This window comes from Sphingomonas crocodyli (genome assembly GCF_004005865.1).
Classification (GTDB): domain Bacteria; phylum Pseudomonadota; class Alphaproteobacteria; order Sphingomonadales; family Sphingomonadaceae; genus Rhizorhabdus; species Rhizorhabdus crocodyli.
Genome location: NZ_SACN01000001.1, coordinates 232,203 through 245,538, shown reverse-complemented (window position 1 = coordinate 245,538; position 13,336 = coordinate 232,203). Strand labels below are relative to the sequence as shown.

Below are 13,336 nucleotides of genomic sequence, written 5' to 3'. Positions count from 1 at the left end.
CCGAACGTCAGCCGCTGTGCCGTCAGCCGGCGTGCGCGAGCGCGGCGAGCAGCAGCAGAGCGACGATGTTGGTGATCTTGATCATCGGGTTCACGGCGGGGCCCGCCGTGTCCTTGTACGGATCGCCCACGGTATCGCCGGTAACCGCGGCCTTATGGGCTTCGCTGCCCTTGCCGCCGTGATTGCCGTCTTCGATATACTTCTTCGCATTGTCCCATGCGCCGCCGCCCGAAGTCATCGACAGCGCGACGAACAGGCCGCTGACGATCACGCCGAGCAGCAGGGCACCCAGCGCCGCGAAGCCGTTCGCCTGTCCCGCAACCTGGCGGATCACGAAATAGACGGCGACGGGCGCCAGCACCGGCAGCAGTGACGGCACGATCATCTCGCGGATCGCGGCACGCGTCACCAGATCGACGGTGCGGGCATAATTGGGACGGCTGGTGCCCTCCATGATGCCCGGATTTTCGCGGAACTGGCCACGCACTTCCTCGACCACCGCACCCGCCGCACGGCCGACCGCGGTCATGCCGAATGCGCCGAAGATATACGGCAGCAGCGCGCCCAGCAGCAGCCCGACGATCACGTACGGGTTGCTGAGCGAGAAGTTCACCGCGAGATCGGGGAAATAATGCTGCAGATCGGTGGTGTAGGCGCCGAACAGCACCAGCGCGGCAAGCCCTGCCGAGCCGATCGCATAGCCCTTTGTCACCGCCTTGGTGGTGTTGCCGACCGCGTCGAGCGCGTCGGTCTTGACGCGGACGCTGTCGTCCAGCCCCGACATTTCGGCGATGCCGCCGGCATTGTCGGTGACGGGACCGTAGGCGTCGAGCGCCACGACCATGCCGGCCAGCGCCAGCATCGCGGTCGCGCCGAAGGCGATGCCGATCAGGCCGGCGAGCTGGTAGGCGACGATGATGCCGACGCAGATCACCAGCGTGGGCAGTGCGGTCGCCTCCAGGCTGATCGCCAGACCCTGGATCACGTTGGTGCCGTGGCCGGTTTCGGATGCCTTGGCGATCGACCGAACCGGGCGATAATTGGTGCCGGTATAATATTCCGTGATCCACACCAGCAGCCCGGTGACGGCCAGACCGACCATTGACGACCAGAACAGGTTGATCGCCGGGAAATCGACCCCGCCCACGCCGATCGGCGCGTTCATGTCGCCCACCGTCCACTGCGTCACCGCCCAGATGGCGGGGACAGAGAGGATCGCGGTGGTCCAGAAGCCCTTGTAGAGCGCGCCCATGATCGATTCGGTCTTGCCCAGGCGGACCATGTAGGTGCCGATGATCGACGTGATGATGCACACGCCACCGATGATCAGCGGCAGCGTCATCAGCGTGCCGATCCAGTGCGCGTCGCCGGTGACGAGAAGCGCGGTCAGCACCATCGTCGCGCCGACGGTTACGACATAGGTTTCGAACAGATCGGCGGCCATGCCCGCGCAGTCGCCGACATTGTCGCCGACATTGTCCGCGATCGTGGCGGGGTTGCGGGGATCGTCCTCGGGAATGCCGGCTTCGACCTTGCCGACCAGATCGGCGCCGACGTCGGCCGCCTTGGTGAAGATGCCGCCGCCCAGACGCGCGAAGATCGAGATCAGCGAGGCGCCGAAGGCGAGCGCGACAAGCGCGTCGATGACAAGGCGGTCATTGGGCGCATGGCCGGTCGGGCCGGTGAGGTACCAGAAGAAGACGGCGATCGCGAGCAAGGCAAGCCCGGCGACCAGCATGCCGGTGACCGCACCTGCGCGGAACGCGACGGTCAGGCCGCTCTGCAGGCTGACGCGGGCCGCCTCCGCCGTGCGGACGTTCGCGCGGACCGAGATGTTCATGCCGACATAACCGGCCGCGCCCGACAGGACCGCGCCCAGGATGAAGCCGATCGCGGAGGTCAGGCCCAGGAAATAGGTGACGAGCGCGGCGACGACGATGCCGACGATCGCGATCGTGCGATATTGGCGGCCCAGATAGGCGCCCGCGCCTTCCTGAATGGCGGCGGCGATATCCTGCATCGTCTGATTGCCGGCGGAAGAGGCCAGCACCTGGCGGCTTGTTATCAATCCGTACAAGATGGCGATCAGGCCGCAGCCGATCGCGACTTCCAAGATGAGCATCGCTTCTCCTTCCCTCTTTTTGAACCGTGCGGGGCGAGGATTGCCGTTTATTTTTTGGCGACCGCACGGATTACTGAAAGTCTGTCAGTCTTGACGCAGGGCCGCAAGCCCGGATTTTCGGGCGATTCGGAGGGCGTCGGAGGGCGCTGCTAAGCGCCGTGTTCCCAACCGAGCGAGGTCGGGAGAGCGACGGGGCCACCATTATCGACGATGGTAAGGCCCGAGCCCTGATCGAACCGGCCGACGCAGGCGATCGGCACGCGCTGTTCGGCGGCGATGCGCTCGATCTCGGCAGAGGATGACGCGAACAGGAGCTGGTAGTCGTCGCCCGCTGTGGCCGCCGTCAGCGGGGCAAGACCAAGGGTGCGGGCTTCGTCCGAAAGCGGGACGGTCGCGAGATCGATCGTGACGGCAAGGCCCGAGGCATCGGCGATGCGACGGGCGTCGATCAGCAGCCCGTCCGAGACATCGGCCATCGCCGAGACGTGCGGCGCGATCGTGCGACCGAAGGCCAGGCGCGGCATCGGCAGGCGATAGGCCTTGAGCAGGCGGCGCGGCCCCTCGATCTCGCCCAGGGCGATACGCAGGCCGAGGCCGGCATCGCCGATTGGGCCGGTGACCCAGAGGTGGTCGCCGGGCTTCGCGCCACGCCGATCGGGTGCGCCGCCGGCCAGAGCCTGGCCGATCGCGGTGAGGCCCAGCACGCGGGCATCGCCCTTGGGCTGCGCGACGGTGTCGCCGCCCAGCAGCGGCACGTCGAAATGCGCAAGCGCACGGGCGAGGCCGTCGACGAAGGCGGCATCCCATGCGGTATCGCCGGTCAGGCCATAGCCCATCAGCACCCCGATCGGGGTCGCGCCCTTGGCGGCGAGATCGGACAGGTTCACCGCCAACAGCTTCCACGCGACATCGCCGGCCGGACAATCGGGCAGGAAATGGACGCCCGCGACCAGCATGTCGTGAGTGAGGACGAGATCGCGGCCAAGCGGAGCGGGCAGGACGGCGGCGTCGTCGAGCAGGCTGCGCGCGGCCGGATGGGTGGCGAGGCCGCGCAGCCGCGCGATCAGATCGCCCTCGCCGCTCATCCCGCCACGGCGTTGCGCAGCAGCACCACGCCGACGAGCAGCAGCAATGCATAAGCGATGCGATAGAAACCCTCGGTCCGGATGCGGCGCACCAGCCGAACGCCGAGCAGGGTCGACAGGATCGCGACCGGCAGCAATGCGGCCGACGCGATCAGGTTGGACGGGGTGAACGCGCCCAGCGCGGCGTAAGCGGGCACCTTGATCCAGTTCATCGCGCCGAAGAAGATCGACGAGGTGCCGACATAGACGTCGCGCGGCATACGGCGCGGCATCGCCCAAAGCTGGAAAGGCGGCTGGCCCGCATGGGCGATTTGGCTCGAAAGCCCCGATGCGGTGCCGCACAGGAAGCCGGCCCAGGCCGGCCACTCGACGGCCGGCGCGGCGCGGCCGCCGCGTTCGATCCACAGGCGATAGGCGCCGAAGACGATCGACAAGATGCCCAGCGCGCCGAGAACCCAGCTATCGGGCAACGACGCGGCGAAGGTGTAGCCGATCGCGATGCCGACGATCCCGCCGGGCAGCATCACCTTCAGGACATAAGCGTCCCACGTCTTGCGGAAGGACCAGATGCCCACCGCATCCTGCACCAGCAAAAGCGGCAGGATGATCGCGGCGGCCTGCACCGGCGGGATCGCGAGCGCGAGCAACGGGGTGCCGAGAATGCCGAAGCCGATGAACCCGCCCTTGGCGAGCCCGATGATGGTGACGGCGATCAGCCCCAGCACCCAGAAGGCGGGCTGATGCAGCACCGCCACCTGTGCGATCAAGTGCGCGCCGCCTTGGCCACCGCGTCGAGCACGCCGTTGACGAAGCCCTTTTCGCGCTTGTCGTAAAAGGCGTCGGCGACGTCGACATATTCGCTGATCACGGTCGCGGTCGGCACGTCCTGCCGCGCCAGCAGCTCGTAGGTGCCCGCGCGCAGGATCTGGCGCATCGGCTTGTCGAGCCGCTCGATCTTCCAGTCGGCGGTCAGCTTGGCCGAAATCGCAGCGTCGATCTCATCACGGCGCGCGTCGACGCCCTTGACCAGATCGTCGAAGAAATCGGCCTCCGCATCGGCATAGGTCACGTCCTCGATCGTGGCGCCGAGGCGATGGCGGTGAAACTCGTCGAGCAGGCGGGGCAGTTCGGTGCCCTCCATCTCCTGCTGGTAAAGCGCCTGCACCGCGGCGAGGCGGGCGGCGCTGCGGGTGCGGCTGCGTTCGTTGCTCTTGGTCATATCTCTTATCCTAACCGCATTGCCACGGACGCGGCATGGGCGGGAAGCCCCTCGGCCTCGGCCAGCGCGACCGCGGCGGGGCCGATCGCGCGGATGGCGGTGTCGTCCAATGCGATGAAGCTGGTCCGCTTCATGAAGTCCAGTACGGAGAGGCCCGACGCGAAGCGCGCGCGCCGCCCGGTGGGCAGCACATGGTTCGGCCCCGCCACATAATCGCCGACCGCCTCGGGCGTGTGACGGCCCAGGAAGACCGAGCCGGCGTGGCGGATCCTGTCGAACAGCTTTTCGGGGTCGGCGACCGCGAGTTCGAGATGTTCGGGGGCGAGTCGATCGCAGAGCGCCGGGGCTTCGTCGAGCGAGCCGACCACGATGATCGCGCCATTGTCGGCCCAGCTGGTCGCGGCGGTGGCGGCGGTCGACAGCAAAGGAATTTGGCGATCGACTTCGGCGGCGACCTTGTCGGCGAAGGCGGCATCGTCGGTGAACAGGATCGACTGGCTGGTCGGATCATGTTCGGCCTGGCTCAGCAGATCGGCGGCGATCCAGGCGGGATCGTTGGCGGCATCGGCCACGACCACGATCTCGGACGGGCCGGCGACCATGTCGATCCCGACGACGCCGTAAAGTTGGCGCTTGGCCTCGGCGACCCAGGCATTGCCGGGGCCGACGATCACGTCGACCGGCTCGATACGATCGGTGCCATAGGCGAGCGCGGCGATCGCCTGCGCCCCGCCGACGCGCCACACTTCATCGACGCCCGCAATCGCGGCGGCAGCAAGGACGAGGGGGTTGGTCGCGCCCTTCGGCGTCGGCGTCACCATCGTCAGCCGCCCGACGCCCGCGACCTTGGCGGGGATCGCGTTCATCAGCACCGACGAGGGGTAGGCCGCGCGGCCGCCGGGAACATAGAGGCCGGCGGCGTCGACCGCGCTCCAGCGCGCGCCCATGCGGACGCCCGATGCGTCGACCGAGTCGCGATCGTCGGGCTTCTGCGCGGCGTGATAGGCGCGGATGCGTGTCGCCGCGAGTTCGAGCGCTTCGCGCAATTTCGGATCGAGCGCGGCGAGCGCCGCCTCGCATTCGGCGCGATCGACCTTCCAGCCGCCGGCATCCAGATCGTGGCCGTCGAAGCGCCGGGTATAATCGGCCAGCGCTGCGTCGCCATTCTTGCGGACCTCGGCGACGATAGCGGTCACATCGCGCGAAACATCCTCGTCCGCCTCGCGGCGGGCGTCGACCAGATCGGCGAAGGCGGCGGCGAAACCGGTGGTGCGGCTATCAAGCCGATGCGGCATCGCTGCCTCCCACCGCCTGGCGGAAGGCTTCGACCAAGGGCACGATATCGCCCGCGCGCGTCTTGAAGGCGGCGCGGTTAACGATCAGGCGCGACGAGACCTCGGCGATCGTCTCGACTTCGGCGAGGCCATTGTCCTTCAGCGTGCGTCCCGTGGAGACGAGATCGACGATCCGGCTGGACAGACCCAGTACCGGCGCGATCTCCATCGCGCCGTTCAGCTTGACGCATTCGGCCTGCACGCCGCGCGCCTCGAAATGGCGGCGGGTGATGTTGGGATATTTGGTTGCGACGCGCACATGGCTCCACTCGCGCGGGTCGTCGGTCGCGGCCATCGCCACCGGTTCGGCCACCGAGATGCGGCAATGGCCGATCCCCAGATCGATCGGGGCGTAGATCTCCGAATAATCGAACTCCATCAGCACGTCGGACCCGACGATGCCGATCTGCGCCGCGCCGTGCGCCACGAAGGTCGCGACGTCGAAGGCGCGCACGCGGATCAGGCCGATATCGGGCCGATTGGTCGCGAAACGGAGCAGCCGGCTGTCCTCGTCGCCGAACGCGGCCTCGGGGACGATGCCGACGGCTTCGAACAGCGGCAGCACTTCCTTGAGGATACGTCCCTTGGGGACGGCGATGATGATCTGATCGGCCATGACGGGCGGGCCTTAGACGAGCAGATCGCGAATCGCCAGTGCGCCCAGGATTGCGAAGATCAGCGCCGCGGCAATGCGCATCCACTTGAGCGGAACGATGCGGGTGATGCGGTCCCCCAGGAACACTGCCGGCACGTTGGCGATCATCATGCCCAGCGTCGTGCCGATCGCGACCAGCGAAACCGCGTGATAGCGCGCGCCCAGCGCGACGGTGGCGATCTGGGTCTTGTCGCCCATCTCGGCGGCGAAGAAGGCGATCGTAGTCGTCAGGAACACGCCGAATCGGGCGGGCTTGTCGTCCGCGTCATCGTCCATCGTGTCGGGAACAAGCGTCCAGGCGGCCATAGCGAGGAAGCCGATCGCCACGGCGAGGCGGAACCAATAGCCGTCGAGCAGGCCGGCAATCTCGGCCCCCGCCCACGCGGCCAGCGCATGATTGACGATGGTCGCGGCGAAGATGCCGGCAATGATCTGCCACGGCGCACGGAAACGCGCGGCCAATATGATCGCGAGCAGCATCGTCTTGTCGCCGATTTCGGCGAAGGCGACGAGCAGGGTGGAGGCGAGGATGACGTTCATCGGGCAATTCCGGGGCCGGGCAGGCGATTGACGGACGACACCGGCACCCTCCCGCCCGGCCTGAGCGGAAAGTCCCGGTGTCATCGGTCTTGCCTCAGCTAATTGCCGGATCGCGCCATGAGGTCTCCCCCAAGTATGTTGACGCGATCTCCCACGCGGAAGTGGGTGGGCTACTCCCCGGATGACGAGGCGCGCTCTAACGCCTCATCGCCGGAGGAGCAACAGCAAGGTCAGCCGTTGCGCGATGCTTCGAACAGGAACCAGGCGCGTTCCTCGGCCTGATCGGTCCAGTCGTCGAGGATGCCCGAGGTCGCATTGTCCTTGGCGGCGTCGACGATGTCCTTGGCCTCGCGCAGCTTGGCGACGAGCGCCAGATTGTCCTCGCGCAGTTCCTTCAGCATGTCGGCGGCCGACACGAAATCGGCGTCATTGTCCTTGATCGACTGGCGGCGCGCGATGTCGCCGATCGAGCGGATCGTGACGTTGCCGGTCTTGCGCACGCGCTCGGCGATCGCATCGGTGGTCCCGAGGATCTGGGTCGCCTGATCGTCGAGCATCAGGTGATAGTCGCGGAAATGCGGGCCCGACACGTGCCAGTGGAAGTTCTTCGTCTTGAAATAGATCGCATAGCTGTCGGCCAGGATGCCGTTCAGCGCGTCCGCCACGCTCATCGCGCTGTTGCTCTTCAGATCGGTCGGCGTCGCGAGCGGCGCCTTGGGCTTCTTCGCCATATTCTCTTCTCCCGGTGGATTCGATTCGGGTCGCTAACGAATGGTGTGCCAAATGGTGGCAGGAAAAGGGAGTTAATTTCGTCGCTTGCTGATATCGACCTATACGATAAGAGGGGTTCCGCTTGACTCTGCGTCCCTCACGCGGTTAAGGGCGCCTCCGATCAGCGGCGGCGACGCCGCTTTATTTTTTCGGGCGGGTCGCCTTTGGGTTTGGGCCGTCGCACCATTCGCTAGGGATTTAGGGTCATGGCCAAGCCGACCACCGTCAAGATTCGTCTCGTCAGCACCGCTGACACCGGCTTCTTCTACGTCACCAAGAAGAATCCGCGCACCCAGACCGAGAAGCTGAGCTTCCGCAAATATGACCCCGTCGTGCGCAAGCATGTCGAGTTCAAGGAAGCCAAGATCAAGTAAGCCATGCCGGCTCCTCACGGGGCCGTATCGCTGCTTGTTGAGCGCCCGCCCTCACCGGCGGGCGTTTGCGTTTGTGCCGATATCAGGCGCGGGCGAAGCCGAGGCCGTCGTTCATCCCGTCGCCCAGCGGGCCGATCAGATCCTCGACCGAGGCGACGAATCGCATCACCGTGATCGGCTTGGAGACATAAGCGTCGGCCCCCGCCTCGCGCACGCGGGCTTCGTCGCCCTTGCCGGCATAGGCCGTCACCGCCATCACCGGGATCTTTTCCAGCTCGGGCCGCGCGCGCAGCCGCTGGATCAGTTCGACCCCGCTGACATGCGGCAGGTGGATGTCCATGATGACGAGATCGGGGTGGAAGTCGGCGATCCGATCGACCGCAATGCGCGCGTCGCGCACGCCCTCCACATTGGCGCCATGCGCGCGCAACAGATCCTGAAAGAGCCGAAGGTTCAGCTCATTGTCCTCGACAATCAGGACTTTCTTCGTCACGCACCCTCACACACTTGTTCAAGCGTAAGCTAACCTATCCGAGTCCGGATACAAAATTGAGAAATCACGGAATTGACAGCGAAGAGGCGATGGGCATGGCGCTTTCTGCGCTGGGCTGGGTGCTGTCCGATTCCACGCGCGCCGAACGGTTGCTCGCGCTCAGCGGGCTGACGCCCGATGGGTTGCGGGGCGGGTTGGGCGATCCGGCATTGCTGGGTGCGGTGCTGACCTTCGTCGAAGCGCACGAGCCCGATCTGATCGCCTGCGCCGATGCGATCGGCGCCAGCCCGGAAAAGCTGGTCGCCGCGCGCCACATATTGTCACCGGAGGGGAATTGGGAATGAGCGGACGGCCGCTGCTGATCACCGATTGCGACGAGGTTCTGCTGCACATGGTGGGGCCGTTCAAGACGTGGCTCGAGAGCGATCACGCGATCGACTTCGATCTGGAAGGCGAGAATTTCGAAGGCGCGCTGGTCCGCCGGCACGATGCCAGCGTGGTCGAATCGGCCGAGATCTGGCCGCTGCTCGACGCCTTCTTCACCAACCAGATGCACAGCCAGACGCTGGTGCCCCACGCCGATCGCGCGCTCGCGACGATTGCGGAGGTCGCGGACATCGTCGTCCTCACCAACATCACCGAGCAGTTTCACGCCGGCCGGGTCGATCAACTCGCAGCACTCGACATCCGCCACCGGGTCCAGTGCAACCAGGGCGGCAAGGGCGAGCCGATCCGCCGGCTGGTCGAGGAGTTTCAGCCGTCGGTGACGGTGTTCGTCGACGACACGCCCTTCCATCATACATCGGTCGCCAAATATGCGCCCGACGTGTGGCGGCTCCACATGATCGCCGAGCCGCGCGTGGCCGCCCGTCGTGCCGCTGCGGCCGACGCGCATGCGCGGATCGACGACTGGACCGACGCGCTGCCGTGGATCCTCGGCCGATTCGGCGAGGGTGCCAAAGCGGCGGCTTGACGACGCACGGAGCGGTGGCGACAAGGCGCGCATGACCATCGAAGCCCGCCTTTCCGAACTGGGGATCGCCATCCCCGCCCCCGCCGCCCCCGTCGCCGCTTATGTGCCGACGGTCGAAGTGAACGGGTTGCTCCACATCTCCGGTCAGCTGCCCTTCCGTGAGGATGGCAGTTTCCAGAAGGGCCATCTGGGCAAGGATGTCAGCCTGGAGGAAGGCCAGGAGGCGGCGAAGCGTTGCGCGATCATGCTGATCGCCCAGATCAAGGCGGCGTTGGGCGGCGATCTGGAACGGGTCGAGCGGATCGTGAAGCTTGGCGCCTTCATCTCCTCGACTTCGGATTTCACCGATCAGCCCAAGGTCGCCAATGGCGCATCCGAACTGATGCTCGCGGTGTTCGGCGATGCCGGGCGCCATGCGCGCAGCGCGGTCGGCGTGCCGGTGCTGCCGCTGGGTGCGGCGGTCGAGATCGACGCGATTGTCGCTGTTCGGCCTGCTTGATCGGATCCGCTATTCGCGGTCCGAGGCGCGCCGGATCGGCTGGCTCGCCAAGGTGCCCTATGCCCATCGCGGCCTCCACGGCACCCAGAATGTCGAAAATAGCCGCGCGGCCGTCCGCGCCGCGGTCGAGGCGGGCTATGGGGTCGAAGTCGACGCCCGGCTCAGCCTCGATGGCATGGCCTATGTCTTCCACGATTCGACGCTCGATCGGCTGACCGATCGCAGTGGGGAGCTTCGCCGGATGGCGGGGCATGATCTGTCGCAGACGAAGCTGAAAGGCAGCGACGAGACGATCCCGCGCCTGTCCGAAATTCTCGAAATCGTTGCCGGGCGCGTGCCGATCCTGATCGAGATCAAGGCCGAAGGGCCGGTCGCGCAGACCTGCGTCGCGGTGCGCCATGCGCTCGCCGGCTATCGCGGCAATGCGGCGGTGATGAGCTTTTCGGGCGATGTGGTGCACTGGTTCGCCGAACATGGCGAACATATCACCCGCGGGCTGGTCCTGTCGTCGAAGGAGAAGGATCAGCGTCGCGACGGCCATTTTCGGACGCGCGCCGAATTCGTGGCGGTCGACATTCGCGATCTGCCCAGCGGTTTCACCCGGCGGCTGCGGTCGCGCCGTATCCCGGTGCTGACGTGGACGGTGCGCGACGCGGCCGCGCAGGCGATCGCCAAGGACGCGGCCGACCAGATCATCTTCGAGGCGCCGGGATGGTAAGCGATGCCGTTGCCCGCATGGGCGAGGGGGTCGTAAACTTCGACGCGGCCGAATGGGATGCGTGCGCGGGGGTCGACAATCCCTTCGTCAGCCACGCTTTCCTGTCGGCGCTGGAGGAATCGGGCAGCGCGGTCGCGCGCACCGGCTGGCAGCCGATCCCGATCGTGGTCGACGATGCAGACGGCCGCCCCGCCGCGATCCTGCCGGCCTATGCCAAGAGCCACAGCCAGGGCGAATATGTGTTCGATCATGGCTGGGCCGATGCGTGGGAGCGGGCGGGCGGGCGCTATTATCCCAAGCTGCAGATCGCGGTGCCGTTCAGCCCGGTGCCGGGGCCGCGCCTGTTGTTGCGCGATCCCGATTGCGCGCCTTTGCTGATCGCGGCAGCGGAGGAGGTGGTGCGGCGGCACGATCTGTCGTCTGCGCACGCGACCTTCGTGGAGGAGAGCCAGATCCCGCTGTTCGAGGCGGCGGGCTGGCTGATCCGCACCGATCGCCAGTTCCACTGGGCCAATCGCGATTATGACTGCTTCGACGATTTTCTGGGCGCGCTGGCATCGCGCAAGCGCAAGGCGATCCGCAAGGAACGCGCGGCGGCGGTCGAGGGGCTGGAGATCGTGCGGCTGACCGACGATGCGCTGCGCGAGGAGCATTGGGACGCCTTCTGGCATTTCTATCAGGATACGGGCGCGCGCAAATGGGGGCGGCCCTATCTCACGCGCACCTTCTTCACCTTGCTGGGCGAACGGATGGCCGACCGGATCATCTTGGTGCTGGCGCTGCGCGACGGCGTGCCGATCGCGGGGGCGCTCAACCTGATCGGCGGCGACACGCTTTACGGACGTTATTGGGGATGCACGGAGGAGGTGCCCTTCCTCCATTTCGAGCTGTGCTATTATCAGGCGATCGACATCGCGATCGAACGCGGATTGGCCCGCGTCGAGGCGGGGGCGCAGGGCGAGCACAAGCTTGCGCGGGGGTACGAGCCGACACCGACCTGGTCGGCGCACTATATTCCCGATCCGAATTTTCGGCGGGCGGTGGCGGATTACCTCGACCACGAACGCCGCGCGATCGCGAACAATATCGAAGATCTGAACGACTATACGCCGTTCCGCAAAAGCTAGAGCCGATCGCCGGAGCCGCAGGCTCCGCAAGGCCGAACGGCCGCCCGAGCTTATGCGAGGAAGCCAAGGGCAGCGGATGCTGCCCGCCCGGCGTCTGAGGGCTAAAACAAATTACGCCGCGAGGCGCTGACCCATGCCGAGAAAAGCGCGCGCCTGGCGCTGGGCTTCGATGATCTCGCGGGCCGACATGTCTTCCGAAATCTCGGTGCGATATTCGGCGGCAAGCATATTGCCCTTCACGGCGGCGATGTTGAACCACTTGTGCGCTTCGATCAGGTCGAGATCGCAACCGTCGGTTCCGGCCGAATAGGACACGCCCAGTTCGAAACAGGCATCGCCATCACCGCGCATCGCATCGCGCATACGGCTTTCGGTCAGGAAGATCTGCGTCTTGATGCTGTGGCCCATGATCATCACTCCTCAAGTTGGGAGCGACGATCCTCGTCAAAACCTCTTCCGTCGGTCCCTGCGAGGGTTAACGGCCTGTGCACCTTAACGTTTAGTAACCGCGTCCAAGTCCTCATTCCAAAGTCTATTCGAGGAGCGTCGATTTTACATCGATTTGACATTCCCGACCGCAAGATTGTCGATCAGGCGGGTTCTTCCCAACTTGGCGGCGGCGATCAGGCGGGCCGGCGACTCGATCGATTCGGTCGGCTCGAGGCTGTCGGCATCGACCAGGGCGACATAATCGATCGGCGTGAAGCCCGCCTCGGTCAGCCGGGCCTTGGCGGCGTCGATCGTCGCGGCGACCGGCGCGCCGCGCTCGATCGAGGCGGCGGCGTCCCCCAGTGCGCGTGGCAAGGCACGCGCGGCGATCCGCTCCTCGGGTGAGAGGTATGCGTTGCGTGAGGAGAGGGCGAGGCCGTCATCGTCGCGCTGGGTCGGCACGCCGACGATTTCGATCCCGACATCGAGATCGCGAACCATCCGCCGGATGACGGCGAGCTGCTGAAAATCCTTCTCGCCGAAAAACGCCATGTCGGGCCGCGTCTGGAGCAACAGCTTGGCGACGACGGTGGCGACGCCGGCGAAATGGCCGGGCCGCGCCTCGCCCTCCCAGCGCGCCGTCACGCCGCTCACCTCGATCGAGCTGGCGAAGCCCGCCGGATACATTTCCGCGACATCGGGCGCCCACAGGACCGCGGCGCCCGCCGCCTCCAGCATCGCGGCGTCGGCGGCCTCGCGGCGCGGATAGGCGTCCAGATCCTCGGTCGGCGCGAACTGGGTCGGATTGACGAAGATCGATACGACCACCTGGCATCCGCGCGCGCGCGCCGCATCGACCAAAGCGATATGGCCGGCATGCAGCGCGCCCATCGTGGGGACGAGGGCAACCGGCGCACCAGTGTTCACCAGCGCACGCACGGCGGCGCGCAAATCGGCTAGATGACGAATGATTTGCACGGCTGCACGGCCTCGGATA

Annotated in this window: 17 protein-coding genes and 1 riboswitch; of the genes, 6 read left to right on the top strand and 11 right to left on the bottom strand. The window is 66.3% G+C overall.

The features are described 5' to 3' along the window. Window positions 1-22: 22 nt before the first annotated feature. From EOD43_RS01245 to EOD43_RS01210, 8 genes are all read right to left on the bottom strand, one after another. The gene (locus EOD43_RS01245; protein ID WP_127740323.1) at window positions 23-2,122 is read right to left on the bottom strand and encodes a sodium-translocating pyrophosphatase; all 2,100 of its coding nucleotides are present in this window, start codon (window positions 2,120-2,122) and stop codon (window positions 23-25) included. 149 nt (window positions 2,123-2,271) lie between these two features. Further along, entirely contained in the window at window positions 2,272-3,207 is a 936-nt protein-coding gene (gene thiL, locus EOD43_RS01240; RefSeq protein WP_127740321.1) for a thiamine-phosphate kinase, read from the bottom strand. Then, window positions 3,204-3,974 carry a sulfite exporter TauE/SafE family protein gene (locus EOD43_RS01235; protein WP_240653036.1) on the bottom strand — a complete coding sequence of 257 codons (771 nt, stop codon included), beginning with the start codon at window positions 3,972-3,974 and terminating at the stop codon, window positions 3,204-3,206. The genes thiL and EOD43_RS01235 overlap by 4 nt, the downstream gene beginning before the upstream one ends. Next, a complete protein-coding gene (nusB, locus tag EOD43_RS01230; RefSeq protein ID WP_127740319.1) occupies window positions 3,971-4,426 on the bottom strand; it encodes a transcription antitermination factor NusB in 456 nt (151 codons plus the stop codon). The genes EOD43_RS01235 and nusB overlap by 4 nt, the downstream gene beginning before the upstream one ends. 5 nt (window positions 4,427-4,431) lie before the next feature. Continuing rightward, window positions 4,432-5,721 (bottom strand): histidinol dehydrogenase, encoded by a 1,290-nt coding sequence (hisD, locus tag EOD43_RS01225; RefSeq protein WP_127740317.1) that lies wholly within the window; start codon window positions 5,719-5,721, stop codon window positions 4,432-4,434. Beyond that, window positions 5,705-6,376 carry an ATP phosphoribosyltransferase gene (hisG, locus tag EOD43_RS01220; RefSeq protein ID WP_127740316.1) on the bottom strand — a complete coding sequence of 224 codons (672 nt, stop codon included), beginning with the start codon at window positions 6,374-6,376 and terminating at the stop codon, window positions 5,705-5,707. Before hisG ends, hisD begins: the two co-directional genes overlap by 17 nt. Window positions 6,377-6,388: 12 nt before the next feature. Continuing rightward, window positions 6,389-6,955, bottom strand: a complete 567-nt coding sequence (locus tag EOD43_RS01215; protein ID WP_127740314.1) for a TMEM165/GDT1 family protein — start codon at window positions 6,953-6,955, stop codon at window positions 6,389-6,391. A 1-nt stretch (window position 6,956) separates the two neighbouring features. Continuing rightward, window positions 6,957-7,147, bottom strand: a riboswitch (yybP-ykoY riboswitch). 38 nt (window positions 7,148-7,185) lie between these two features. Then, window positions 7,186-7,686, bottom strand: a complete 501-nt coding sequence (locus EOD43_RS01210; protein ID WP_127740312.1) for a Dps family protein — start codon at window positions 7,684-7,686, stop codon at window positions 7,186-7,188. 246 nt (window positions 7,687-7,932) lie between these two features. Here EOD43_RS01210 and rpmG point away from each other — a divergent pair, with 246 nt between their 5' ends. Continuing rightward, a complete protein-coding gene (rpmG, locus tag EOD43_RS01205) occupies window positions 7,933-8,100 on the top strand; it encodes a 50S ribosomal protein L33 (protein ID WP_127740310.1) in 168 nt (55 codons plus the stop codon). Between the two features lie 82 nt (window positions 8,101-8,182). Here rpmG and EOD43_RS01200 read toward each other — a convergent pair whose 3' ends face one another. Then, a complete protein-coding gene (locus EOD43_RS01200; protein WP_127740308.1) occupies window positions 8,183-8,593 on the bottom strand; it encodes a response regulator in 411 nt (136 codons plus the stop codon). Window positions 8,594-8,682: 89 nt separating this feature from the next. Between EOD43_RS01200 and EOD43_RS01195 the strand changes: the two genes are divergently transcribed. Genes EOD43_RS01195 through EOD43_RS01175 form a run of 5 tightly spaced genes read left to right on the top strand, consistent with a single transcriptional unit; the run spans window position 8,683 to window position 11,910 of the window. Beyond that, window positions 8,683-8,937 carry a DUF3572 domain-containing protein gene (locus tag EOD43_RS01195; RefSeq protein WP_276318182.1) on the top strand — a complete coding sequence of 85 codons (255 nt, stop codon included), beginning with the start codon at window positions 8,683-8,685 and terminating at the stop codon, window positions 8,935-8,937. Next, window positions 8,934-9,566, top strand: coding sequence for an HAD family hydrolase (locus EOD43_RS01190; RefSeq protein ID WP_206363471.1), 633 nt, complete (start codon window positions 8,934-8,936; stop codon window positions 9,564-9,566). Before EOD43_RS01195 ends, EOD43_RS01190 begins: the two co-directional genes overlap by 4 nt. Window positions 9,567-9,597: 31 nt before the next feature. Next, window positions 9,598-10,065, top strand: a complete 468-nt coding sequence (locus tag EOD43_RS01185; RefSeq protein WP_127740302.1) for a RidA family protein — start codon at window positions 9,598-9,600, stop codon at window positions 10,063-10,065. Further along, on the top strand, window positions 10,043-10,783 hold the full coding sequence (locus tag EOD43_RS01180) for a glycerophosphodiester phosphodiesterase family protein (RefSeq protein ID WP_127740300.1): 741 nt from the start codon (window positions 10,043-10,045) through the stop codon (window positions 10,781-10,783). The genes EOD43_RS01185 and EOD43_RS01180 overlap by 23 nt, the downstream gene beginning before the upstream one ends. After that, window positions 10,777-11,910, top strand: coding sequence for a GNAT family N-acetyltransferase (locus EOD43_RS01175; protein ID WP_127740298.1), 1,134 nt, complete (start codon window positions 10,777-10,779; stop codon window positions 11,908-11,910). Before EOD43_RS01180 ends, EOD43_RS01175 begins: the two co-directional genes overlap by 7 nt. Window positions 11,911-12,021: 111 nt before the next feature. Here EOD43_RS01175 and EOD43_RS01170 read toward each other — a convergent pair whose 3' ends face one another. Further along, window positions 12,022-12,318: a hypothetical protein gene (locus EOD43_RS01170; protein ID WP_127740296.1), complete on the bottom strand. Its 297-nt coding sequence runs from the start codon at window positions 12,316-12,318 to the stop codon at window positions 12,022-12,024. A gap of 144 nt (window positions 12,319-12,462) precedes the next feature. Continuing rightward, a complete protein-coding gene (gene panC / locus EOD43_RS01165) occupies window positions 12,463-13,317 on the bottom strand; it encodes a pantoate--beta-alanine ligase (protein ID WP_127740294.1) in 855 nt (284 codons plus the stop codon). Between the last annotated feature and the right edge of the window lie 19 nt (window positions 13,318-13,336).